This window comes from Pontibacter pudoricolor (genome assembly GCF_010092985.1).
GTDB lineage: Bacteria > Bacteroidota > Bacteroidia > Cytophagales > Hymenobacteraceae > Pontibacter > Pontibacter pudoricolor.
This window is the reverse complement of the sequence record NZ_CP048106.1, coordinates 631,392-654,233: the sequence shown is the minus strand read 5'-3', so window position 1 is coordinate 654,233 and position 22,842 is coordinate 631,392. Positions and strand designations below refer to the sequence as shown.

Annotated in this window: 20 protein-coding genes; 12 read left to right on the top strand and 8 right to left on the bottom strand. The window is 44.9% G+C overall.

Going from position 1 to position 22,842, the window contains the following annotated elements:
• Window positions 1-142 precede the first annotated feature (142 nt).
• From ygiD to GSQ66_RS02800, 3 genes are all read right to left on the bottom strand, one after another.
• Entirely contained in the window at window positions 143-976 is an 834-nt protein-coding gene (gene ygiD, locus GSQ66_RS02810; protein WP_162428900.1) for a 4,5-DOPA-extradiol-dioxygenase, read from the bottom strand.
• Between the two features lie 185 nt (window positions 977-1,161).
• The gene (locus GSQ66_RS02805) at window positions 1,162-1,737 is read right to left on the bottom strand and encodes a Crp/Fnr family transcriptional regulator (protein WP_162426069.1); all 576 of its coding nucleotides are present in this window, start codon (window positions 1,735-1,737) and stop codon (window positions 1,162-1,164) included.
• Between the two features lie 214 nt (window positions 1,738-1,951).
• A complete protein-coding gene (locus tag GSQ66_RS02800; RefSeq protein WP_162426068.1) occupies window positions 1,952-4,378 on the bottom strand; it encodes an ABC transporter permease in 2,427 nt (808 codons plus the stop codon).
• Between the two features lie 269 nt (window positions 4,379-4,647).
• On the opposite strand from GSQ66_RS02800, the gene GSQ66_RS02795 reads away from it, so the two are divergent.
• Together GSQ66_RS02795 and GSQ66_RS02790 are read left to right on the top strand one after the other, a co-directional pair.
• Window positions 4,648-6,006, top strand: coding sequence for a sigma-54-dependent transcriptional regulator (locus tag GSQ66_RS02795; RefSeq protein WP_162426067.1), 1,359 nt, complete (start codon window positions 4,648-4,650; stop codon window positions 6,004-6,006).
• Window positions 5,996-7,348, top strand: coding sequence for a sensor histidine kinase (locus tag GSQ66_RS02790; protein WP_162426066.1), 1,353 nt, complete (start codon window positions 5,996-5,998; stop codon window positions 7,346-7,348). Before GSQ66_RS02795 ends, GSQ66_RS02790 begins: the two co-directional genes overlap by 11 nt.
• A 28-nt stretch (window positions 7,349-7,376) precedes the next feature.
• On the opposite strand, the gene GSQ66_RS02785 is transcribed toward GSQ66_RS02790, so the two are convergent.
• Window positions 7,377-8,510, bottom strand: a complete 1,134-nt coding sequence (locus GSQ66_RS02785) for a class I SAM-dependent methyltransferase (RefSeq protein WP_162426065.1) — start codon at window positions 8,508-8,510, stop codon at window positions 7,377-7,379.
• Window positions 8,511-8,881: 371 nt separating this feature from the next.
• Here GSQ66_RS02785 and GSQ66_RS02780 point away from each other — a divergent pair, with 371 nt between their 5' ends.
• From GSQ66_RS02780 to GSQ66_RS02750, 7 genes are all read left to right on the top strand, one after another.
• Window positions 8,882-9,073, top strand: a complete 192-nt coding sequence (locus GSQ66_RS02780) for a cold-shock protein (protein WP_162426064.1) — start codon at window positions 8,882-8,884, stop codon at window positions 9,071-9,073.
• Window positions 9,074-9,181: 108 nt separating this feature from the next.
• Complete coding sequence (locus GSQ66_RS02775; protein WP_162426063.1) at window positions 9,182-9,409, top strand: hypothetical protein; 228 nt, start codon at window positions 9,182-9,184, stop codon at window positions 9,407-9,409.
• Between the two features lie 137 nt (window positions 9,410-9,546).
• Entirely contained in the window at window positions 9,547-10,659 is a 1,113-nt protein-coding gene (locus GSQ66_RS02770) for a sensor histidine kinase (RefSeq protein WP_162426062.1), read from the top strand.
• Window positions 10,660-10,843: 184 nt separating this feature from the next.
• Window positions 10,844-11,215, top strand: a complete 372-nt coding sequence (locus GSQ66_RS02765; RefSeq protein WP_162426061.1) for a hypothetical protein — start codon at window positions 10,844-10,846, stop codon at window positions 11,213-11,215.
• 23 nt (window positions 11,216-11,238) lie between these two features.
• Window positions 11,239-11,430, top strand: a complete 192-nt coding sequence (locus GSQ66_RS02760) for a hypothetical protein (protein ID WP_202923388.1) — start codon at window positions 11,239-11,241, stop codon at window positions 11,428-11,430.
• A 176-nt stretch (window positions 11,431-11,606) separates the two neighbouring features.
• Window positions 11,607-12,554: an isoaspartyl peptidase/L-asparaginase family protein gene (locus GSQ66_RS02755; protein WP_162426060.1), complete on the top strand. Its 948-nt coding sequence runs from the start codon at window positions 11,607-11,609 to the stop codon at window positions 12,552-12,554.
• A 500-nt stretch (window positions 12,555-13,054) separates the two neighbouring features.
• Window positions 13,055-13,825, top strand: a complete 771-nt coding sequence (locus tag GSQ66_RS02750) for a DoxX family membrane protein (RefSeq protein ID WP_162426059.1) — start codon at window positions 13,055-13,057, stop codon at window positions 13,823-13,825.
• Between the two features lie 45 nt (window positions 13,826-13,870).
• Here GSQ66_RS02750 and GSQ66_RS02745 read toward each other — a convergent pair whose 3' ends face one another.
• The 4 genes from GSQ66_RS02745 to GSQ66_RS02730 all read right to left on the bottom strand — a co-directional run bounded on the left by GSQ66_RS02745 (window position 13,871) and on the right by GSQ66_RS02730 (window position 18,286).
• Window positions 13,871-14,362, bottom strand: coding sequence for a DUF2231 domain-containing protein (locus GSQ66_RS02745; protein WP_238395787.1), 492 nt, complete (start codon window positions 14,360-14,362; stop codon window positions 13,871-13,873).
• A 1-nt stretch (window position 14,363) separates the two neighbouring features.
• A complete protein-coding gene (locus GSQ66_RS02740) occupies window positions 14,364-14,681 on the bottom strand; it encodes a hypothetical protein (RefSeq protein WP_162426058.1) in 318 nt (105 codons plus the stop codon).
• Between the two features lie 306 nt (window positions 14,682-14,987).
• A complete protein-coding gene (locus tag GSQ66_RS02735) occupies window positions 14,988-15,653 on the bottom strand; it encodes a hypothetical protein (RefSeq protein ID WP_162426057.1) in 666 nt (221 codons plus the stop codon).
• A 65-nt stretch (window positions 15,654-15,718) separates the two neighbouring features.
• Window positions 15,719-18,286 carry a PAS domain-containing protein gene (locus GSQ66_RS02730; RefSeq protein WP_162426056.1) on the bottom strand — a complete coding sequence of 856 codons (2,568 nt, stop codon included), beginning with the start codon at window positions 18,284-18,286 and terminating at the stop codon, window positions 15,719-15,721.
• Between the two features lie 407 nt (window positions 18,287-18,693).
• Here GSQ66_RS02730 and GSQ66_RS02725 point away from each other — a divergent pair, with 407 nt between their 5' ends.
• The 3 genes from GSQ66_RS02725 to GSQ66_RS02715 are packed head-to-tail and all read left to right on the top strand — an operon-like array spanning window position 18,694 to window position 22,459.
• A complete protein-coding gene (locus GSQ66_RS02725; protein ID WP_162426055.1) occupies window positions 18,694-19,503 on the top strand; it encodes an N-formylglutamate amidohydrolase in 810 nt (269 codons plus the stop codon).
• Between the two features lie 19 nt (window positions 19,504-19,522).
• A complete protein-coding gene (locus tag GSQ66_RS02720) occupies window positions 19,523-21,370 on the top strand; it encodes a flavohemoglobin expression-modulating QEGLA motif protein (protein WP_162426054.1) in 1,848 nt (615 codons plus the stop codon).
• A 39-nt stretch (window positions 21,371-21,409) separates the two neighbouring features.
• Window positions 21,410-22,459, top strand: coding sequence for a glutathione synthetase (locus GSQ66_RS02715; RefSeq protein ID WP_162426053.1), 1,050 nt, complete (start codon window positions 21,410-21,412; stop codon window positions 22,457-22,459).
• The last annotated feature ends 383 nt before the right edge of the window (window positions 22,460-22,842 follow it).

Genomic DNA, 22,842 nt, shown 5'->3' with positions numbered 1-22,842 from the left:
TGCCCTTTCTGCGTGTTTTCACCAGCAAGTACTTGTTAGTAAAAGTATAGTTGTTGGTGAAAACACCAACAACGGCAGGTTGTAATACTATAGGAGGAAACCCTAAACAGCTTCATAGTTACGCAGAGAGCAATACACCCTTTTACCCAATCAGTACCGACGTCATGGTAAGCGAACCGCCTACTACTTTGTCGTTAAAGAACGAAACATCATCCTTAGTACCTTTCAGACCCAGTGTATAAAGCAGTGGCCAGTAATGTTCCGGGGTGGGGATGGCGAGCATGGCTTCTTTGCCCAGCTGCTCATATTTTATCAGCTTGTCGTGACTGCCATTACCGATCAGTTCTTTAAACGTGGTATTTATCTGCTTTGCCCAGTCATAGCCATATTCCGGTTCATTTATTTTGTCCCAGGCTACCATGCGCAGGTTATGCACCATGTTACCACTACCCATAATCAGCACGCCTTTTTTACGCAGGCTCGTCAGTTCTTTTGCCAGTTCGTAATGGTACTGCGGCCCTTTGGTATAATCTATACTTAGCTGCAAAACCGGTATGTTGGCTTCAGGGTACATGTGTCGGATCACGGTCCAGGCGCCGTGGTCCAGTCCCCAGTCATGGTCCAGTTCTACTGCAGTGGATTTGATGATGGAAGCTGTTTCTTTCGCCAGCTCCGGATTGCCCGGGGCGTTGTACTGCACATTGAACAGCTCCTGCGGGAAGCCGCCAAAATCGTGGATGGTTTGCGGAAAATCCATTGCTGTAATGCGGGTGCCCTTGCTAAGCCAGTGCGCCGAGATTACCAGCACTGCTTTAGGTGTCGGTATCTCGCCGGCTAGCTTCTTCCATTTCTGGCTGAATTCGTTATCTAAAATGCCATTCATAGGTGAGCCGTGCCCCATAAACAGTACGGGCATCAGTTGTTCCTGCTCGCCAAGGCTATCTGTAAATTTGTTAAATGCGGTTAATGTGGTCATACCTACTACTCCTGTTACAAGTGTTTTAATGAACTGCTTCCGTTGCATGTTTTCAGTCCTGATTATTAATTCTGTGTTGAGATCACACAAACTATAGCTATGCGATATACATACAAAATTACGGCTCTAAAATCAGCCCCGGAATGACATATGATAAGAAATTGACTTGATCTTTGTCAAGCAGGTCAGAGGGAGATCTGTTTTCGGATGCGGCTGAGGGTTTCGGGGGTTACGCCCAAATAAGAGGCGACGAGATGAAGGGGCATGCGCTGAAGTATAGTTGGGTACTGCTCCAGCAGGCGGACATACTTTTCTTCGGCAGTGAGTCCGAGCGTACTTTCTACCCGGCGCTGCAAAGCAATGTAGGCATTCTGGTAAAGTAAACGGATGTAGGTTTCGTATTTGGGCACTCGTGCTAACAGGTGTTCATGCTGCTCCCTGTCAATCATTAACAGCTCCGCATCTTCCAGCACTTCGATGTTCAGTGTTGAGGGTTCCTGCGTAAAGAAACTATACAGATCCGAAATCCACCATCCTTCAAAAGCAACCTGTATCACGTTCTGCGTACCTTTGGCACTGGTTGAATATGAAAAGAGCGCACCCGACTCTACAAATGTCATCCTGTTGCAGACGTCACCTTCCTGTAAAAGGAACTGCTTCTTTTTTAATTTTTTAGGGGTGAAAAAACTCTTGCAGATAAGAAGTTCTTCATCGGTTGCAGATACTTTTTCGCGGATAGATTGTAAGAGCAACTCGGCCATAAACGATAGTATGTTTCAGGAAATATAAACGGAATATTTCTTTAAAGTTACGAAGCAGGGTAAACTAATTCCACTTATAGTTGCCGTGCCTATAGTTGTATACACAGTTCTAAAACTGTATACGCAGTGCAAAAACGACTATAGCCCGCACAAGAGATTATTGAGCGGGCTATAGTTTTGAATTAGTGACTGTCGCAAATCGGCGCAATCAGATTTAATCAAACCTTAAATTCAGGATAGGGTTTACCCTGGCTGCTTTTAGTGCCTGGTAGCTTATTGTTAAAAAAGCGATCAGGGCTGCCACTATGCCTGCCACTAAAAATACCCACAGGCTTATATCAATTCTGTAGGCAAAGTCTTCCAGCCATTTATGCATCGCGTACCAGGCCAGCGGGAAAGCTACAAGAGCTGCCAAGACAACCAGGAACAGGAACTCCCTGGAGAGCAGGGCAACTATAGAACTGTTGTCCGCGCCCAGTACTTTCCGGATACCAATTTCTTTTTTGCGCCGTTCGGCGGCATAAGCAGCAAGGCCGAACAAACCCATGCAAGCCACAAATATTGCCAGGCCGGTAAATATCCAGAGCAGGGTTTTCAGCTTGTCCTCCGCTTTGTACATTTTCTCGTAATTCTCATCCATAAAAATGTACTCCAGCGGATAATCAGGAGAAAACTTAGCCCATACTTTTTCTACCTCATTAATAGTATTTGCTGTATTGGCCCCATCTATTTTAACTGCCACCTTTACGTTTGCACCCGGAAAGACCTGGAGTACCGTTGGGTCTACCTTATCATAAAGGCTTTTAAAATGAAAGTCTTTTACCACTCCTATAATTTTACCTTCTTTCAGGGAGTCCGGGTTTACATCGTTCCAGATGGGCCAGATAAGTGTTTTGCCCAGTGCATTTTCAGGCGTACCATAGCCCAGCTCTTTTACTGCAGTCTCGTTTATCATGAAAGCATGATCAGCATCTGTTTTATACTTTTCAGAAAAGGCTCTGCCCGCTACCAGTTTTACATCCAGGGTTTTTATGTAGTCAAAGTCTACCATAAGCTGCGTCACGCCATGGTGTTCTCTTTCGCCGTTCTTTGGTACTATAATGCGGTCTCCGGCTGTGGCATCCCCCGGAAAACCATACCCGATCGAAGCACTTTTAACACCGGGCGCTTTCTGCAGTTCATTTTTAAAGGTCTGGTAGTTCTGGAACATATTATCTCCGCGCATCTGGAAAAACATGATCTGCTCTTTATTAAAACCGAGGTCTTTGCTGTGCAGGTACGACACCTGGCGGTAAACTATAGTTGCGCAGATAATCAGGAATATAGACAAGGCAAACTGCACCACTATCAACCCATGCCGCAGCCACTGTATCCTCCCGATTTTACTGTCTACCACTACAGCACTTTTCAATACTTTTACCGGCTTAAAACCTGAGAGCACCAATGCCGGATAAAGCCCTGCCAGCACCCCTACAACTATAGTTAGCATAACCAATATCAGGAGTAAATAGGGATCCTGAAATACATTAAAGCGCATCTGTTTGCCCGTAAAAAGGTTCAGGCCAGGGAGCACCAGCGATGTAAGCGCCGCTGAAAAAATAACACTGATAAGGGTAAGAATAACGGTCTCGCCCAGGAACTGTAGCACCAGCTGGCCGCGGCTGGCACCTATAGCTTTGCGAACACCTACTTCCTTCGCGCGCTGCATCGATTTGGCCGTAGCCAGGTTAACGAAGTTAAAGCAGGCGATCAGCAGTATAAATATGGCGATTATGCTCAGCGATTTAACGTATCTGATGTTGCCTCTCAGCGCCTGGTCATACTTAAAACTTGCAGAGTGCAGGTATACTTCGCTTAGTGGTTGAAAAATGGGCTTGTACCCGAATGGCTTGTTAGTTTCGTCGTCTATCTGGGCGCTTACAATTTTGCTGAACTTCTTCTGTACAAAGGCGGCGTCGGCTCCATCTTTTAACTTTACATAGGTATAAAATTGTTGCCAGCCCCAGTTCTTCATTCTATCGGCAGGTAATTCGGCTGCTTCCATCGGCAATACAAAATTTACCGGAAAGTGGAACTTGTCGTTGCTGATAAAAACACCTTTTACGATGTAACCTATCTTGTTTACCGTCACCTCTTTCCCTACCGGATCTGTGTTGCCGAACACTCTTTCAGCAAACTTATCTGAGACCACTATGGAGCTTGGGTCATCGAGCGCTTTTTCAGGAGAACCATACTTAAACGGGAGCTGAAATACTTCAAAGAAAGAAGGGTCTGCAAACGTTCTCCCTTTCTCATAAATTATCTTATCCCCGGCTTCTACCAGGTTGTTGGCATCCATCGGCAGCATAAGTATGCGTACAGTTTCTTCAACCTCCGGAATACTCTGCTCCAGGGTGGTGGCAAAAACAGGAGGTACAGGTGTGATCATACCCCCGGCCTCTTCAGCAGTCCGGTCGTTGTAGAGGCGGTATATCCTTTCCCCTTGAGGCAGAAACTTGTCGTACTGAAGTTCATCGTGCACAAATAAGCCGATAAGCAGGCAGGCTGTAAGGCCAAGTGCCAGCCCTGCAATATTTATAAACGTAAAGCCTTTGTGGCGAAACAGGTTACGGTAGGCAGTTGTGAAGTAGTTTCTGAACATGGTAGTGTGGGTTAGCTGTCCGGTAATGCGTTATAGTTTTATCTTGTAGTGGAGTTCTTCTGCCATTGTACACACCGGATGCCAAAACAATATATTGCTGTAAATCAACAAATTACCAAAACAACATCGCCGACTATGTGCAGAATCGTGCGCTGACCGTGCGAATTCGCACACCCCTTTGCTGCCCAAACCTGTAAAACCGGTTCAGAATCAGGTGGTTGTATAAGTGGCATAATTATAGTTTATTTAGCTGTTATATCATTTAATGTATGCAATTATCAAAAGCCTCTGTACTTGTAGTTGATGATGATACTGATGTGCTGACAGCGGTGCGGATGTTGTTAAAGCCCCAGGTAAAGGAGATCATCACAGAGAAGAACCCGGAGCAGATACAGTCGCTGCTGAGTGCCTATGCTTTTGATGTGGTGCTGCTGGACATGAACTATAAGAGTGCCCTGAATACCGGCAACGAAGGATTATATTGGCTGAAGAAGATAAAAGAGCTCCACCCGCAGACTGCCGTGATCATGATAACTGCCTACGGCGACATAGACCTGGCAATCCGTTCTTTAAAAGAAGGCGCCCTCGATTTTGTGGTAAAGCCCTGGCACAATGAGAAGTTACTGAGCATTATAACAGAAGCAGTTGCCAGCAAAGGCGCCGCTAAAAAGGCATCATCCCAAACGATAGATAAAACACTTACCGGCCCTGAGCTACTCGGCGAATCAGAAGTGATGCAGGATATCCTGCTCAAGATCAGAAAAGTAGCTCCGACAGATGCCAACATCCTTATACTGGGCGAAAACGGCACCGGCAAGGAGCTTATTGCAAAAGCCATACAACAACACTCTACCCGAAAAGATAAGCCTTTTGTAAAAGTGGATGTGGGCGCACTTACGGAATCGTTGTTTGAGAGTGAGTTGTTTGGCCATAAGAAAGGGGCCTTTACCGACGCCCGCGAAGACCGCGCCGGCCGGTTTGAAGCTGCAGATGGCGGTACTATTTTCCTGGATGAGATAGGCAATATTTCGTTGCACCAGCAGGCCAAATTACTCAGTGTGCTACAAAACAGGCAGGTAATACGGCTGGGTTCAAACGAGCCAATTAATATAGATGTGCGGTTGCTTTGCGCTACAAACGTACCTCTGAGTGAACTGGCCAACGAGTCACGGTTCCGGAAAGACCTGGTGTACCGCATTAACACGGTAGAGATCATGGTGCCTCCCCTGCGCAAGCGTGGCAATGATATTATTCTGTTGGCGAAGCACTTTATGGAAGTATATGCTACCAAGTATATGCGCTCCGTGCCAGACCTCTCCAGGTCAGCTATAGATAAACTGATGAACTACCATTACCCGGGCAACGTGCGCGAGCTGCAATACGCCATTGAGCGGGCCATAATAATGGCTGATAGTCCCGTTCTGGAAGCCGACGACATCCTGTTCTCGCCTATAGAACGTGCTCCTGCACCTGAGCCAGCTGTACTTCAGTCTAACCTCGGAGAACTTGAAAAAGCAACTATAAACCGCGTTCTCGAGAAGCATCATGGCAACCTTACCAAAGCAGCCAAAGAGCTAGGCATTACACGCACCGCATTATACCGACGGTTAGGCAAATATGACATTTAAGACATTTGAAGGTCGGCTTACCCTACGGGTTCTCCTGCTTTTGCTCACGCTTAGTGCTCCGGCTATAGTTGTGGTAAATGGCTGGGCTGAGGTGCTGGTATTTCTGATCCCTTTGCTGATCTACCAGGTATACGAACTTATCCGTTTTTCCAAAAAAGCGCAGGATGAATTTAACCAGTTTGTTGAATCGGTGCATTACCGTGACTTTTCCAGGTTCTTTAACGAAGCAAAGTCTCCGGTGGAACTGGAAGTACTGCGTAAAGGATTTAATGAGATCAACTCCACTTTTAAAGCGCTGAGCAAAGAAAAAGAATCGCAGTTTCAGAACCTGCAGCAGGTAATTGCGCTGGTAAATACGGGTATTCTGTCTTATGAACTGAGAAGCGGCGAAGTAGTACTTATGAATGATTCGCTGCGGAAACTGCTGCACCTGCCACACATGCAAACCGTACATTACCTTGCCAGGCGCGACCAGGATTTGTATGAAGAAGTGCTGAAGCTGCAGCCCGGCCACACCAAAATTACGACGGCGCATACTTCTTATTTAGAGAAAGCTTCTTTTAAAGTACTGTTATCTGCAACGGGTTTCCAGAACGAAGGGCTGCACTATAAACTAGTGGCTTTCCAGAATGTAAGCGAGGCGCTGGACGAAACAGAATCGCTGGCCTGGCAAAAGCTGCTGAACGTGATGACGCATGAGATCATGAACTCTGTGGCTCCTATCTCGTCGCTGGCCGATACCCTGAAAAGCCGTTTAAAGGAATCAACTATACAGGGTATATCGCAGGATGACCTGGAAGACCTGAAAGTGGGCATTGAAACTATAAAACGCCGTAGCCAGGGACTTTTACGTTTTGCAGAAACATACCGCAGCCTTAGCAAGATCACAAAACTTAACCTGGAAACGGTATATGTGCAGGAGCTGTTCGGTAACCTGAAACAACTCATGAAGCCAACACTGGATCAGAAAAACATAACGCTTAATATTGTACTCAAAGACCCGACTATAGCACTACAGGCGGACACTAATTTGCTGGATCAGGTACTGATAAACTTACTGGTGAATGCGATAGAAGCCGTAAAAGATCAGCCCAATCCGGAGATAACCCTAACGGCCTATACGGATGCTGAAAACAAGACCGTTATTAAGATAATCGATAACGGGACAGGTATGTCGAAAGCCGTTCAGGAAAAGATCTTTATCCCTTTTTTCAGCACCAAGAGGCAGGGCAGCGGTATCGGACTGAGCCTGTGCAAACAGATCGTTCTACTCCATCGCGGGTCGATACAGGTACAATCTGAAGAGGGTCAGGGCACGGCATTCTCGTTACGGTTTGGGTAAACGCTTTAGTTGCCCGGTAACTATAAAACTACAGCCGGTATTTTACAACCGAAGCTGGTGTAACAAGCCGGATGGTTTGCATGGTTTTGCCATTCAGTAACTCTACTTTTCCTGCTTTGCGAAGCTGTTCTACGGCAGTAATATAGTTTTCACGACTATAGTTGGTGTTCACGCTGTCCAGCTCATAAATCGCCTCCACAGACTTGTATTTATAGGTAGCTGCATTACCTAATATCCGGTTTACCAGTTCCGGTAAACTATAGTCTGGAACTTGCTCGAACAGCGGAAGCTGCGTCTGCGGAAATTCATTGGCTATAAATGTTGGTATTCCATCAGGCTGCAAGGTAGTATAGGGCAGTAGTATCTCCTTAAAACTTCTGTAAGCCCGGCTACATGGAGACGCAAAAAGCAGGTAATTTTCCGGCTCTTGTATACCAGGTAAGTTAACTTTAAAAAGCAGCGTATACTGACCCTGGTTTTTTAGCAAGCTTATAAACTTGTCGAGCATAAACTGCTGCCGCTTTGTTTTGCTTTTTTCCTTTCTGCTATAGTTGCCGATATCCTGTAGGTGCTCACCGAAAAACTCATTTATTGACGCGCTTACCTTTTTACCACCTACGGCTTTTGTAATATTTTCCGGGCGCAGCATCATGAACAGCTCCGACTGCCGGTTGGTAACAGCCTGCTGTAAAAGCTGCGAGGCAAAAACATTTTCAAACGGATCAAGAAAAACCAGCGAAGGATTGCCAGCGTGAAGGAGTTGTGTAAATTGAGCTTTGCTTTCAGCGTCAGCGAGCAATACTGGCTGATGAACCAGGTCGCTATAGTTGGGGTGAGTCTGCAGCACTTCAGCTGCCTGTTCCAGCACTACTTTGCTTTTGTTGTAAAAGAAGGTTAGCAGCTTTTCGTTCAGAGCCGGTCTTTTAACAATGCTTTTAAGGTAATGGAAATTGTTGTTATTTGGCAATAAAGCTCCGGTTTGCTCGCCTTGCTCCTTGCCTGCCTGCATGTCCAGGAACAGAACAGCCTCACTGGTTTTCTCTTTCAGTTTACCCAGGCAGCCGGCACTCCAGTTTTCGAAGTATTTACTAAATAGCTCCTCTTTTATTTCCGTAAAACTGCGACTTTCTTTAAAAAAATCGTTGGGTTCTGCTGCAGACATAGGGTAATACTACGTGGCAAACTACAAAGCCACTGGTGCGCTTTTAAATTAGTAGTAATGTTTTGCAAACTATAGCCTATAAAAAACTATCGTTCTGACGCGTTTTACAGCTAATAAATCGCTAATTTACTTAGTACTTTTTTAAATAAGACTAAACTCATTAGCTTTTATTTATACACATTTCCGGTTCTGCAGATTAAGAGATTTTATTTACACAAACTATAGCCCCTGATCCTCAAGGTATTGAAAAAATAAAACCTGTTTTAATCGCTTACAAGCAACAATTGTAACTTTTTTATTGTATATTGTAAATAATAATGAACGCATATGCCTCTTAATATGTAGTAGGTATATAATAACAAAATCACCATATGAATAACGGAACAGTAAAATTCTACAATGACCTGAAAGGGTTCGGTTTCATCAAAGAAACAAATTCAGATCAGGAATACTTTGTACATGCTTCAGGCCTTGTAGATGAGATCAGAGAAAACGACGAAGTGTTTTTTGAACTGCAGGAAGGACGTAAAGGCTTAAATGCAGTGAACGTAAAACGCGCTTAGTCTTACCTATAGCTCACCAAAAAAAGCCTTACATTCTGTAAGGCTTTTTTTATGGTAGCCGCAGTTACATAGCTGCTTTTAATCAATTATAAACCAAATACATACACCATGAACAGAAAATACTTAGTTGACACCGAAACACACGAATACCTTTGCATCGCTCTTAAAAAAGGGATGGACTGGGTACCAAATAACCAAACCGTTTTACCGGGCTTTATGAGCACCCGCACCCCGGAAACCGAATTAGACTCCGTGCTTATTTCAGGCGAGTTTAACGACAATGTATTCTTCGAAAAATGGATACGCAACGGGACAAACGTGCTATTTCAGTATTAACCAACCATATGTAAAGTGCTTTGGCATCTTATCAGTTGTTGTTAAGAGTTATAGAAAGCACGGCTGCCCTCCTCTTTCCTGAAAACTATAGTTAAAAGGATGGTCAGCATTATTTTAAGTATTAAGCAGCGCCCTTCATGAACATGAACGGATCAAAAACGATACAGCGACTTATAGAGCTGAATGATGAACTGGAAAACTATTTCAGAAACACCATTATACCCCAGCTTTTTGTTGATGCTAACTTAATACTGCGCAAATTCACGCCGCCGGCCATGAAGCAATTCAGCTTCACTCCTGAACATATCGGGAGGCCCATGCAGGAGATGATCGACAATATCCGGTATTCCACTATAGTTGAGAACATACACAGCGTAATTGAATCCGGGGAGATCTTCGAAAAAGAGATCCAGACAACTGACATGCGCTGGTTCCAGATGAACATAATTCCTTACCTGATAAAAAAGGAAAACAGGGCAAATGGTGTCATCATTACTTTTGTTGATATCACTGACCGGATGAAAGTGCTCAAACAACTGGAGAAGTTAAATGCTTCGCACGAGACCTTTATCTATGCTGTGTCGCACGACCTGAAAGCACCTTTGGCAAACATTGAGGGATTGGTGGAACACCTGAAGACAACATCTGCGGAGTTGATGGAGAAATGTGACGAAGCTAACCAGGAGCAGGAAATGATCGCGAAAATGCTGGACTCCTCCGTTACCAGGATGCGCACGATCATAAATGAGTTATCTGAAATAGCGAAGATAGAAGGTAACTATAAGGAAATAACAGAAACGGTTTCTTTTGATGCTATCCTGAATGAAGTAGAACTAACTATAAAAGACAGCATTATAGAAAGCCAGGCCAGAATAACATATGAGCTGGGTGTTGCAACTATAGATTTTTCTCCTAAAAACCTGAGAAGCATACTTTATAACCTGCTGAGCAATGCTATTAAATACCAGGTTCAGGACCGGCCTCCGGAAATAGTTGTTAAAACAGAAGAAAAAGAAGGCTATGTCATGCTATCGGTAAAGGACAATGGTCTGGGAATAGCCGAGGACAAAACAGACCTCCTATTTACGCCTTATACACGCATTGAAAAAGATATAGAAGGAACAGGCATCGGACTTTACCTTGTGAAGAAACTCGTGGAAAATGCAGAGGGCAAAATTGAGATAAACAGTACGCTCAATCAAGGCACTGAGTTCGTTATTTATCTGAAACCTATAGTTCTGGAAGCTTAGTTCCGAAAGCGGTTTTGTGTCCAATCATAAAATATAACTCTCCGCTAAATATTTAATAGCCACCTGCTTACCTCAATGGCACTATTAAAAATATAATCCATTATATATCAACCATTTCCAGTTAAAATATAGCGGTACACGTATACTATAAACAGGATAACAGAATATACCTTTTCCTGAAAATATGACTTACAAGACCACTTTATTCTCGCTGATAACAGGATTTTTACTGCTAGCAGCAACACAATCTTTTGCCCAGGATGCTCCTACCATAGAAGAGCAGAAAAAAGAACAGGAACTCGCTAAAGAGAAAAAAATACGGGACGAAATACGCTTACAAAATGTAAAAGACTTAAAGGCCGACACAAAAGCAAATGCTAAGATTACAGGGGCAAATGCGAAGGAAGCTAAACGAGCAGATAAGGAGGCGGCTTATGCAGCAAAACAGGCAAAAAGAGCAGCTGCCATGGAAGCTAAAGCACAACGTAACCGTGCCGATGCAGACAAACAAGCCATAAAATCGGCTAAAGCAATTAAGAAGGCCGGCAACGATTAATTTACAGCTACACCCAACCTATAATGGAAAATAAATATGCCGAAGGTGCCAGCGTAATTGCCATCGCAGCCCCAGACCGTGAGCTGGTAGTGAGGCGTTATGCCAAACGGATATACTACTGCACTGACCCGAAACACCCATTGCACAGTGACCTGGTTTACTATGAGCGGGAGCTAAGGAATGGTGCAGCAACTATACATTCAACTATAGTTTAAAAAGCGGAAGAACACTCAGTTAAGAATAACGGATAATCCGTACTAATTTATAAAGAAACGCGGCCCTGGGTTCGCGTTTTTTTTGTGCTAACGCGGTTTTACTGCTTCATCAACATGCTAAAGTAAAAGCCGTACTACCTGAGAACTATAAACTCTACTCAGAAAACAACGAAACGATGGCTAAGAAGAAACCGCTCGCAATTATAGTTCATGGTGGCGCAGGACCAGACTCGGATCACATACATAAAAACAAAAAAGGATATGAAAAAGGAATACAGGAAGCGGTAGAGGCCGGGTATAAAATACTGGAGGAAGGTGGCTCAGCGGTAGATGCGGTAGAGGCTGCAGTGAAAAGACTGGAAGACAATCCTCTCTTTAATGCAGGCAGAGGCTCAGCGCTTAATGCAAACGGCGAAGTAGAGATGGATGCGGCCCTTATGCGCGGCAGCGACCAGGCTTCAGGTGCAGTTGCATTGGTACGGAATATCAGGAACCCTATTTCGCTGGCTAAAGCAGTGATGCTCAATACCCAGTATCGTTTCCTGGGCGACATGGGTGCGCTGGAATATGCCAAAAAGATTGATATCAGGATGGAGCCGTCTTCTTACTTTATTACCGAACATCAATTCGATGCTTTCTCTAAAAAGCGGGAAGAAGAATTTACAAGCAGTGACAGAATTGGCCTGGACGAACTGAATGCACGCATGCACGGCACGGTCGGAGCAGTTGCCCTGGACCGCGATGGGAATCTGGCGGCAGCGACATCAACAGGTGGTACGGAGAATAAAAAAATGGGGCGCATTGGCGATAGCTGCCTGATCGGGGTTGGCTGTTATGCTAAAAACAAGACATGCGCTATATCTGGTACCGGAGATGGCGAAGTGCTGATAAAGAATGTGATTGCCTATGATATTTCTGCGTTGATGGAATACAAAGGGCTGACCTTACAGAAAGCCTGCGAAACAGTTGTGCTGGAGCGGGTAAAACCGGAAGAAGGCGATGTAGGCGTAATAGGCGTTGATGCGCAGGGTAACATTACACTCGTTTTTAACAGCGAACGCATGCACAGGGGCTGGAGAACAAGCGCTAACCAGCATGGCGTTGAGATCTATAAAAAGAAGTAAAAATTGCCTGTACTATAGTTTAAACCATGAACCTGTTTAGAGTTTTCGGGAAATCGATGCAAGATGCCCTTGCTGCGTGTTTTCGCCAGCAAGTACTTGTTGGTAAAAGTATAGTTGTTGGTGAAAACACCAACAACGGCAGGAAAAGAAGTAAAAATTGCCTGTATTACAGTTTTAAACCATATGCCTTATAGTCAGCCAAAGAAACAGACTGCTTTTTACTACATGCTAAGCCGCTCTCTCCTGCTGAAGAGCGGCTTTCTTTTTTATAGTTTACCCTGAAGCATCAGGTTTAATCCCTTCTATTCCGGCGCTTCCCTCAGTTCACCACTAAGTATAAACCGCTTATATTCAGCTCAATCCCCGAAATAATCAGCTGTAAAATCCGGCGCTTTGTAGTGAAAACCAACCTGTTAGTATAATTCATTTTCTAAAATGAGACGATGTTTTTTATTTACAGGTATAATAACTCATGTGCCACTTCGCTACCTACCAAAACTATGTTAAAGAACCAGTACCTGCTTATGCTGCTTATCCGCCTGTTCCTGGGATATATCTTTTTCTCGGCTGGCATCTGTAAACTAACGCACGGCAACTTCGGCCAACTGATCGGGCCACCGTGGCTGGAGGAAGCACTGGCGAAACATGGGTTAGGACTGTTTGCCAAAGTGGTGGCTATTAGCCAGGTAATTTGCGGAACGCTGCTTTTATCGCAACGCTATAGTTTGCTGGGTGCTGTCATGCTGGTGCCCATGAATATTGCCATACTGGCCGTTACCGTATCAATGGATTGGCAGGGCACACCCTATGTAAATGCTGTTTTCCTGTTGCTTAACCTTATGTTGCTTGGCTTGGAATACCGTAAGTTCATGTTCCTGCTGCAACCTGCTAGAGAGCATAAAACCACACCTGCCATTACTGATACGATAGGCCAGGATAACTATAGTTGGATGGGGATCGGATTTTGTGTGCTTACCTTACTGATGACTTCTATGAGCTATACGCTAACCAACCTGGCGGCATTACTGACATTTATAAGTTTTGCTGTAACTATAGTTCGTTCTGGCCTGCTCACCAAACTGGATATGGCACTTATAGTCCTTCCTTTTGTTGCTATGATCTTACTGACCTTTGGTGATCTGCATACGCAGATGCGAAATGCCCTGTTGGCTATAGTTGGCATAGAAGCCGTGTTACTGACTTACCGTATATACCTGGGCTCACGCGGTAAGGCCAGTTCAGCAGTAGCTTCAACTGCAGCCATTAACTAAACTATAGTTGACTTGCAGGCTACGGCATCACTTAATTAAGGATGATCAGAAACCAGCGCAGTCTGCAGCCGGAATGTTTACACCACCAGCCTGCTGGTAAACGACCGTTGCACCGGTATGCCCTACATAAACCAGGAAACCTGAACCTGCCAGCATCAGCAACACAACTATAAGCTGCAGCAAACCTGTCTTAAATTTTATCAACTCAAAACGTAAGGCTAATTCAAGAGCTGTGGCTCCTGTAAAAATGTAGGCTAAGTTAAAGGCGGCTATCTCGTGATCTTTTAAGATGGTAGGGTCACATAGTTTGCGGGCTACTATACCTTCTGCCAGGCTACCGGTATACACGCTAACCCAGGCAGCCAGAAAGCCAATATAAAGCAGATAGGCACCGGCTCTTTGCCAGAAACCCTGTTGCTGCTCACGCAAAAGTATGGCTACTACCTTTACGATAGTAGCCAGTAATAAAATAGCGACCGGAAAATGTACCGAAAGCGGATGCCAGATCTCAGTTCGCCAGAAGTTTTGATCGATCATGTTACTCCAGGATACGAACGGCAACCGGTTCTAAACGCTGACCAACTTTATTAACTTCTACCTCTACCTTCTGGCCTTTCTGCAATTGATCGAACTGTACCGTTTCGCCGTTTCTGGTTAGCGTCGTGTTTTCGTTAAAGTATAGTTCCAGGCGTTTGTTGTCAGCCGTCTTAACATAGATCTCGGTTTTTGCTGGTTCTACTTCATCAACAGTACCCTGGTACGTACCCGATTCCACTACATCTGTGCCCTGCTGGCAGGCATACATAAACGGTAGCAACAGTAACAGAAATGCAAAAATAGCTTTGTAATTTTTCATAGTTTTTAAGTTTTTGGTATCTCCCAAATATATGCAAATAACTGAAATAGGTTTTAAATATTTTAATTTCAGCCATTTAACAAGCAGGTAGCAAACTATAGAAGGCAGTGTTTGAAATGAAGGCCACCTGCAACCATAAAACAAAGAAACTGCACTGTTTTATGCAGTGCAGCTTCTTTGTTTTATGCTGTGGTTATTCCAAAAGGGCAGACATGATCTGTAGTTCTTGTTGGTGTTAGTTTCTATTTTCTAAGCCATCTTTTTCGAATGCTTCCCAGGACGCTTTTTTGTCTATCACTCATGAATCTATTTACTTGCTACTAAAGCGTACCATTCATAGAAACTATACATGCCTCCTTTTCCCCAGAAGGTTAGCAATTCTTGAGAATTAAGTGTGAGGTTACCAGGTAATGAACCATTCTCATCAACGACTAAGCCTTTCGTTCCCTCCGGACACCAGCTATCGTATATATAATATTCCTGCTTTTGCTTATTAAACCCAAACAAGGTAACGTAATGTTGATAAGCGTATTTCTCACCCAGAATGATAATCGCTTTACCTTGAGAGAGTCTTTCTTGTAAAAAGAGTAATCTTTCGTCGTCTGAAAAACTTCTTAGCCTAGCTATTTCTACATTCAGGTACTGTTTTTCCAATTGCCGGCTTAAACCAATAGGATGTGTCCCTTTATTAAATATTCTCCAGCCGATATTCTCAGAATATTCGAATGAGTCTACTTTCTTTCCTTGTAAGGCCCGAACTACTGCTGCTGTACTGAACGGACCACAATAAGTCGACACTTGTTTGTAGTTGTATTCAGAAGGATAATCTATATAGTAAAAGCCGGCAATATTTTGTGTGTTGTAGGCAGATACAGAACCTCTATTCCAAATGAGGTAACAAAATGCTACAATCAGGCATGCTGATAGTAGCATTTTCAGCAGCCTCAGAGGATATGGAAATGTCAGTCTCACTTGCTTAAATATGAGTTTTTTATATAATTACCGAAACTTCCGGGCAAACTATAGTTTACAAAATACTAAAAGCTAAGCTCGGAATGTAGCATCGGCAGGTAAACTTTAAAAGTAGTCCCGACTCCTTCTTCGGTTTCAACCTCTATTTTACCACCGGCATTATCAACAATTCGTTTTACCATGTATAAGCCCACGCCAGAACCCTCAACATGGTCGTGGAAGCGCCTGAACATAGTAAATAATTTACCTTTATTCTGTTTGCTAAGACCAAGGCCATTATCCTTTATCTTTAACACAAATTGTCCTGAATCCATCTGGCACGTTATCCTGATAAGCGGTAGCCGGTCAGAGTGGCGGTATTTCAGGGCATTGGAGATAAGGTTATAAACTATACTGCGCAGGTTCTTTTCCGAGAACGATACCGACTTGCATGTAGCATAGTCAACTATAACTTCGGCCTTCGACTCATTTATCAGGTATCCCAGGTCCGAGGTAACTTCCTCTATCAGTTCCGGCAGATTTACAAGCTGCGATTCTATGGCTTCGCCTTTCTGCAGCTTTGAAATGTCTGTTAGGTTGGAGATGGTTTTCTTGAAGCGGTCTACCGCCTTCTGCATCATACTGATGATCTGTTTTGCTTCCCCTTCCTGCCTGTTCTGCTCCGGCAGTTCTAACAACAACTCTATTAACAGCCTTTCGATGTTAGATATTGGTGAGCGCAGGTCATGCGATGCCGTGTAAATAAAATTATCAAGGTCGATGTTGGTGTGCACAAGTTGTTTGTTAGCATCTGCCAGGTCAAGGTTTGCAGCCTTTAGTTCCTGGTTGGTAATGGCCAGCTCATCGGCAATAGCTTTAGCCTTCTGTTCACTTTCTTCCAGTGCTTTACGTGCCGTTACCTGCTCAGTAATATCAGTTACCAGAGTATAAAAGCCTTTCACTTCGCCATCCCTTATATCGGGCACGTAACTGGTATGGATAAACTTTTTAAAATCTTCCCGGTAGGGCATCTCTGCTTCAAAATGAACAAGATTGCCTCCCAGTGCCTGCGCTATATATTTTTCAACGTTTGCATATGCTTTTTCGCCGACTACATCTCTTACCCTACGGCCCATAAGTTCATTAGCCTTATAGGGGAACCACTTTTCGTACGCTTTATTTGTAAAGCGGTAGATCACATCTTTATCCAGGTAGCTAATCAGTACCGGTAACGAATCTGTAACAAGTTTTAATTGCTGTTCGCTGGCTTCCACTGCTTTGCGGGCTTGTACCTGCTGGGTCACCTCCAGTGCAAATACGACAACGCCGTCCACCTGGCCCTGCTCGTTATAGCGTGCCTGCTGTATGTACTTAAAATACCTGTCCTCCATTTGGCCGTCTTCCGGTCGCATAAAAGGTATCAGCATTTCCGACTCTTCGTGGGTTATGCCTGTTTCGTAAACATCCAGAAAGGTTTTGTATACCAGGTTGTCTTTGATCTCAGGCAATGCCTCTAAAATAGGCTTACATAGCAGCTCCCTGTCCGGGAACAGTTGCTGGTAAACCGGGTTTACCAGCTCGTACACCAGTTCCGGCCCACTAAGAATACAGATAGCGGACGGGGCCTGCATGAATAGGTTTCTTAAGCGTTTACTTTGCCTTTCGGCTTCGGCTTCGGCAGCCTGTAGTTTTTTTGTTCTGCGTTTTACACGAGCTTCCAGTTCCTGGTTTAGGGTTCTTAGTTCCTCAGTGCTTTTCTCAATTTTCTGTCGTGCTACTACAGCCTCTGTAACGTCTAATGCAAATATAAGCACGCCATTTATCCTGCCTTTTGTATCGAAGAGCGCCTGGTAAATAAAATCCCAGTAAATATCCTCTGCAGGCTGATCTTCGTATCGGGCCACCGGTATCAGTAATTCGCGTCCTTCAAAAGTCTCACCTGTGTTATAAACCTTTGTAATGATGTCGTCTATCGGCTGATTTTTTAATTCGGGCAAGGCCTCAAACAGAGGCAAGCCAAGCAACTCACGCCCAGGGAACAATTTCCTGTAGCCTTCATTCAGTACTTTATATACAAGGTCAGGGCCTTCTAGAATAGCCAGCGCTGCAGGTGCCTGGTCAATTAAGCGTTCTAGCCGGAAACGGCTCTGTTCAACTTGTGCCATTGCAGCCCGCTCCCGCTCTTTGCTCTTCTCAAGCTGTTGGATGGCCCATACTTCTTCCGTAGCATTTGCTGTTTCATGCAGGATACAGATGATCTCACCCTGATCGTTGAAGATGGGTTTGTTTATGGTGTTCCAGTAGCGCTCCAGGAAATGACGAGGACTTGACGGGTCTTGAATATCATACCGCACAACCTCCATCTGGTGCAGTTTCCCTGTTGCCAGTACCTGCTCTAAAGACGCTTTCAGGATAGCGGTAGAACTGAACTCGTGAATAGATGGATTATCAGGGAAAATATCGAATAAATACTTCCCTTTTATGTCTTCTAATGAAATATAAGTCTCATTTAGTAAAGCCGTTGTAGCGCTAAGCACTATAAACTGAGGCGTAAGCAAAATGCACAACCCAGACTGACTCTCAAAAACTTTCTGAAAAAGTAAATACTGGCTATTATAATTTTCCTGTGAGGTAGAAACCGGGTTATCAGTCATCAATAAAGCACGCTAAAATTTTGATTGATCTTAAAAAGAGAACTATAGCCTAAAGCCGCAGAACCCACTACTGTTAGCCCTAACCACTGATATTATAACGTATCAACTATAAAGCGCCGCCAAAGAATTAAATTGGAAAGTAAAGCCCCTTCAAAAGGCTCTTGTTACCCATTTGTCTGGTGTGGTCTCTATACTCTACCCAAAGAGTATAAGCATTAAAGTTAGCCAATTCGTGATAAAGCAAACTATAGTACAGGTCCCTATTTTATTTCTGACTATTACAACTGCTGCACCTTAACCCAAACTATAGTTTAAATGTTTAAGATCGTGTTGTATTTTCAGTTGCTCTGGTGAAGGCATAACCTTGCTACGCCTAAGCGGGTAAAACCTTGTACAGCACTATAACTATGGAACACACTAAAATTGACAGCACTTACTATACGATAACCCGTGGCGATAGTCCGCTTATTGCTACAGCCATCCATAGCGGGCACGAAGTGCGCCACAACATAAGTAACCTGTTTGCACTGGCGGCAGAAGAGCGCCTGCGCGAAGAAGATCCTTTTACCGACCATTGGGTTGAAATTACGGACAACCGGATCATCGGGCACAACTCCCGCTTTGAGCTGGACCTGAACCGCTCCCGCGACAAAGCAATTTATATGAAACCCGAAGATGCATGGGGCCTGAACGTCTGGAAAGAAGAACTATCGAAAGAATTTGCAGAAGAATCGCTCCTGCACTACGACAGGTTTTATGCCGATGTAAAACAGTTGCTGACAGAGGTACAGAAAAAGCACGGCTGTTTTATAGTTTACGACCTGCACAGCTACAACCATAAACGCGACGGGGCTGAAAGCTCCGGAGCCGACCCGGAACAAAATCCCGAAGTTAATATTGGAACCGGCAACATGAACCGGCAGAAATGGGCACCTGTAGTAGATGCATTTACCAGCTCCCTGAAAAAGTACAACTACCATGGCCGGCAACTGGATGTACGCGAGAATGTGAAGTTTGAAGGCGGACACTTTATGCGTTGGATACACGACAACTTCGGTGATAATGCCTGCGTGATGAGCATCGAGTTTAAAAAATTCTTTATGGATGAATGGACCGGCAAACCAGATTACGCACAGGTAGAGGAAATAAAAAAAGCACTGGCGCAAACTATAAAACCTGTGCTTGCGGCTATGCACCAGGTATGCCGGGTACTATAGTTACGGCTCAAAAATTCGCATGATTGATAGCATAACCGAGCATTTTATCCGGAAAATCACCAAAAGCCTGCGCCGTGGCAAGCAGGTACACCGCAGCCTGCCCGATGGCGGCCTGGTGTACATCGACAGGCCCCTGCCCTTTTTACTGCTGTTCCGCCACCCGGCCGGCAAACCCGACCACGCTACCGCCGACTTTGTTAAAGCCTCGGCCTCTTACATCATCTCGCACGAAGAACAGACGCCTGAGCTTAAGATTTTAATTAGCAGCATTGCCGAAGAAATGGCGCAGAAGTTCGATGCCTTTCTGATACTGGAAATAAAAGCGGCAGCGGATAAAACTCCAGCTTCACCACTTTTCAAAATTCTTGGCCCGAAAGAGCAGCTACCGACTACCATCAGCATGTTACAGCAGGAACTGGAGAAGATAAAGATCGGCGGCTTTCACAGTTCCGTAGAGACGGCATCAAACCAGGAATTACTGCAAGGCCCGCTGCGGTTGTTTTCGGAAGAAGACTTAAAAAAACACAGTTACCTGATGCTGGGCCTGGAACTGAAACCGATCTATGTAAACCAGGAAACCGGTAAAGCTTACCCCTTGTTGCTTCGCACCCTGCGCGAGAAAATTGCCAATGCAATCAAGAAAACGGTATTTGATTTTTTATCCGTCCAGACAACACATAAACCCGTTCATTTCCAGGCGTTGGGCAGGCAGGCTGTTAACAGGGCAGTCTGGAAGATAGATAAACAGCTCACCAGCATCAGCGATCAGTTCCGGTTTCTGTTGCTGGTTACGCCCGTCAATAACAACGAAGCCTGGGCCGAATTCAAAAAATCAAACTATAGCCAGACGCCCACCTTTTTTTACCGCCTGATGCCCGTAGATGCCGACCAGCTGAAACGCAAACTATACAACATCCCGATCGAGAAAGTAGACGACCCAACCCTGGCTTACCTGTTCCGGGACAAGCGCCATGAACTGGATAAAATGCTGACCATGCTTGCAGACCGAAACACCCCGAATTTTATGTACAGCAGCATGCAGTTGTTTGGTTCTGTGGATGACGAGTTACTGAAAACAGCGGAAGCCATACTAGCTGCCATACCTGAACCTACCCGCGAAACCGATGTAGAACTGATACCTGTACCGGAATTTGCAGCACTGGCAGAACAGGAAATTGCGTTTCTTAAAAACCAGTATGCCGGCGTTGATTCCGGGGTGGATGTGAGCGATACTATAGTTGGGCTTATCGTTTCGAAGGGCAGGCTGAATGTTGGGACCGATGCAAAAATACCCCGGCACAGGGCGCAGGCACTGATACAGCACGAAGTTGGAACGCATATCTTAACTTACTATAACGGCAAAGCACAGCCGTTGCAGCAACTATACGTGGGCAGCCCGGGCTACGAAGAACTACAGGAAGGCCTGGCCGTACTAAGCGAATGGCTGGTTGGCGGCCTGGATCAGGACAGAATGCGCACGCTGGCGGCTCGTGTCATTACCGTTTATCACTTAACGAAAGGCTGCAGTTTTACCGATAATTTCTGGCAACTGAAAGACAACTATAACTTTGATGATGAAACGGCCTGGGATATAACGATGCGCGTACACCGTGGAGGTGGCTTAACCAAAGATGCTGTTTACCTGCGTGGCCTCATTCATTTACTGAGCTACCTGAAAGAAGGAAACGACCTGGAACCACTGCTGATCGGGAAAATACGGCAGGATTACATCCCCATCGTTCAGGAACTGATCTATAGAAATGTGCTGTGGCCGGTACCTTTAAAACCACGTTACCTGATCGACCCAACTATAAAACCCAAGCTTGAAAAACTAAAAGAAGGCATAACAGTATTTAACTTACTATAATCTTCCAGCCCACTACTTTAAACCTTAGAAGCACCTCACATGAATATTGGATTCGTAGTAAACGACGTAAATACAGAAAAAGCATCTTATACCACCGTTTTCCTGGCGCAGCGCATGCACAACCTGGGGTACAATGTGTACCTGATGGGCGTTGGCGACCTGGCTTATTATCCCGACGGTTATATGGGCGCAACAGCCACACAGGCCGAAGCAAATCACAAGTACAAAACACCGGCTACTTACCTGGAAGCTTTGCAAAGTGACAAAGCCACTAAAGTTCGGGTAACTGCCCCTGACCTGGATGTACTCATGCTCCGCAACGACCCTTCTGCCGAAGGAGAAGGCCGTTCCTGGGCTCAGAATGCCGGTATCATTTTCGGACAGTTGGCCATACGCCACGGCGTTATCGTTTTAAATGATCCTACCTCGTTATCGGATGCGGTAAATAAAATGTACTTCCAGCACTTTCCGGAAGCCGTTAGGCCACGCACGCTCATTACCCGCGATAAAGACGAGATAAAGGAATTCTTTAACGAGCAGAATAACAACATCATTCTTAAGCCATTGCAGGGTTCCGGCGGATCGGGTGTGTTTATGGTTAAAAAAGATGATGCCACCAACCTGAACCAGATTGTAGAAGCGATAAGCAGGGATGGCTATGTAATTGCCCAGGAATATTTACCGGAAGCGACAGAAGGCGATGTGCGGCTTTTTGTGATGAACGGAGAAGCCCTGCAGCATAAAGGGAAGTATTGCGCCATACGCAGGGTTAGCAGCAAAGATGACATCCGGAGCAACATGCACGCCGGCGGTTCTGCAGTTGCTGCTAAAGTAGATCAGCGCATGCTGGACCTGGTAGAGCTGGTTAAACCGAAACTGATACAGGATGGCATGTTCCTGGTTGGTCTGGATATAGTTGGCGATAAACTGATGGAGATAAACGTGTTCAGCCCCGGTGCTTTGCCGGATGCCAGCGAACTGGAAGGCGTAGATTTTTCGGAACCAATTATTGCCGCACTGGAGAAGAAAGTACACTACAAAAAAACCTACGGTGTGCAGGTAAGCAACAAAACCATCGCCATGATCTGATACACTATAGTTGACTATGAAGCTGTTTAGAATTTTATATGCTTTTGAGGGAAGCCCATGCTATGGTGTTTTCACCAGCAGGTATTAGAACCGGCCCAATGGATTGTTACTATAGCTGTCAGGCTAAGGATAATTTTTAGAAAATGCTCTTTTGGACTTCCTGGTCCGAAAGCACGCTGCCCGGGACTTCCAGGTCCCCGTAGATCAGCCTTCCTTTTATGCGGACAAGGATGTCCGCAACAGAAAGGTTTCGGACACAGCTGTCCGAAACAGCTTAGCAGCAAGATAGTCTCTTTAGCCTGACGACTATGGTGAAAACTGCAACCATGGCTCGTTTTCTCCTTCATAAACTCTAAACAACTTCTGTAGTTTAAAAACACAAA

Coding starts and splice junctions, on each gene's coding strand:
- GSQ66_RS02775 (WP_162426063.1), top strand. CDS start 9,182: ATGAACAGAAAATACTTAGTTGACACCGAAACACACGAATACCTTTGC.
- GSQ66_RS02715 (WP_162426053.1), top strand. CDS start 21,410: ATGAATATTGGATTCGTAGTAAACGACGTAAATACAGAAAAAGCATCT.
- GSQ66_RS02795 (WP_162426067.1), top strand. CDS start 4,648: ATGCAATTATCAAAAGCCTCTGTACTTGTAGTTGATGATGATACTGAT.
- GSQ66_RS02750 (WP_162426059.1), top strand. CDS start 13,055: ATGTTAAAGAACCAGTACCTGCTTATGCTGCTTATCCGCCTGTTCCTG.
- GSQ66_RS02800 (WP_162426068.1), bottom strand. CDS start 4,378: ATGTTCAGAAACTACTTCACAACTGCCTACCGTAACCTGTTTCGCCAC.
- GSQ66_RS02740 (WP_162426058.1), bottom strand. CDS start 14,681: ATGAAAAATTACAAAGCTATTTTTGCATTTCTGTTACTGTTGCTACCG.
- GSQ66_RS02760 (WP_202923388.1), top strand. CDS start 11,239: ATGGAAAATAAATATGCCGAAGGTGCCAGCGTAATTGCCATCGCAGCC.
- GSQ66_RS02765 (WP_162426061.1), top strand. CDS start 10,844: ATGACTTACAAGACCACTTTATTCTCGCTGATAACAGGATTTTTACTG.
- GSQ66_RS02785 (WP_162426065.1), bottom strand. CDS start 8,510: ATGTCTGCAGCAGAACCCAACGATTTTTTTAAAGAAAGTCGCAGTTTT.
- GSQ66_RS02720 (WP_162426054.1), top strand. CDS start 19,523: ATGATTGATAGCATAACCGAGCATTTTATCCGGAAAATCACCAAAAGC.
- GSQ66_RS02770 (WP_162426062.1), top strand. CDS start 9,547: ATGAACATGAACGGATCAAAAACGATACAGCGACTTATAGAGCTGAAT.
- GSQ66_RS02805 (WP_162426069.1), bottom strand. CDS start 1,737: ATGGCCGAGTTGCTCTTACAATCTATCCGCGAAAAAGTATCTGCAACC.
- GSQ66_RS02780 (WP_162426064.1), top strand. CDS start 8,882: ATGAATAACGGAACAGTAAAATTCTACAATGACCTGAAAGGGTTCGGT.
- GSQ66_RS02730 (WP_162426056.1), bottom strand. CDS start 18,286: ATGACTGATAACCCGGTTTCTACCTCACAGGAAAATTATAATAGCCAG.
- GSQ66_RS02755 (WP_162426060.1), top strand. CDS start 11,607: ATGGCTAAGAAGAAACCGCTCGCAATTATAGTTCATGGTGGCGCAGGA.
- GSQ66_RS02790 (WP_162426066.1), top strand. CDS start 5,996: ATGACATTTAAGACATTTGAAGGTCGGCTTACCCTACGGGTTCTCCTG.
- GSQ66_RS02725 (WP_162426055.1), top strand. CDS start 18,694: ATGGAACACACTAAAATTGACAGCACTTACTATACGATAACCCGTGGC.
- ygiD (WP_162428900.1), bottom strand. CDS start 976: ATGACCACATTAACCGCATTTAACAAATTTACAGATAGCCTTGGCGAG.
- GSQ66_RS02745 (WP_238395787.1), bottom strand. CDS start 14,362: ATGATCGATCAAAACTTCTGGCGAACTGAGATCTGGCATCCGCTTTCG.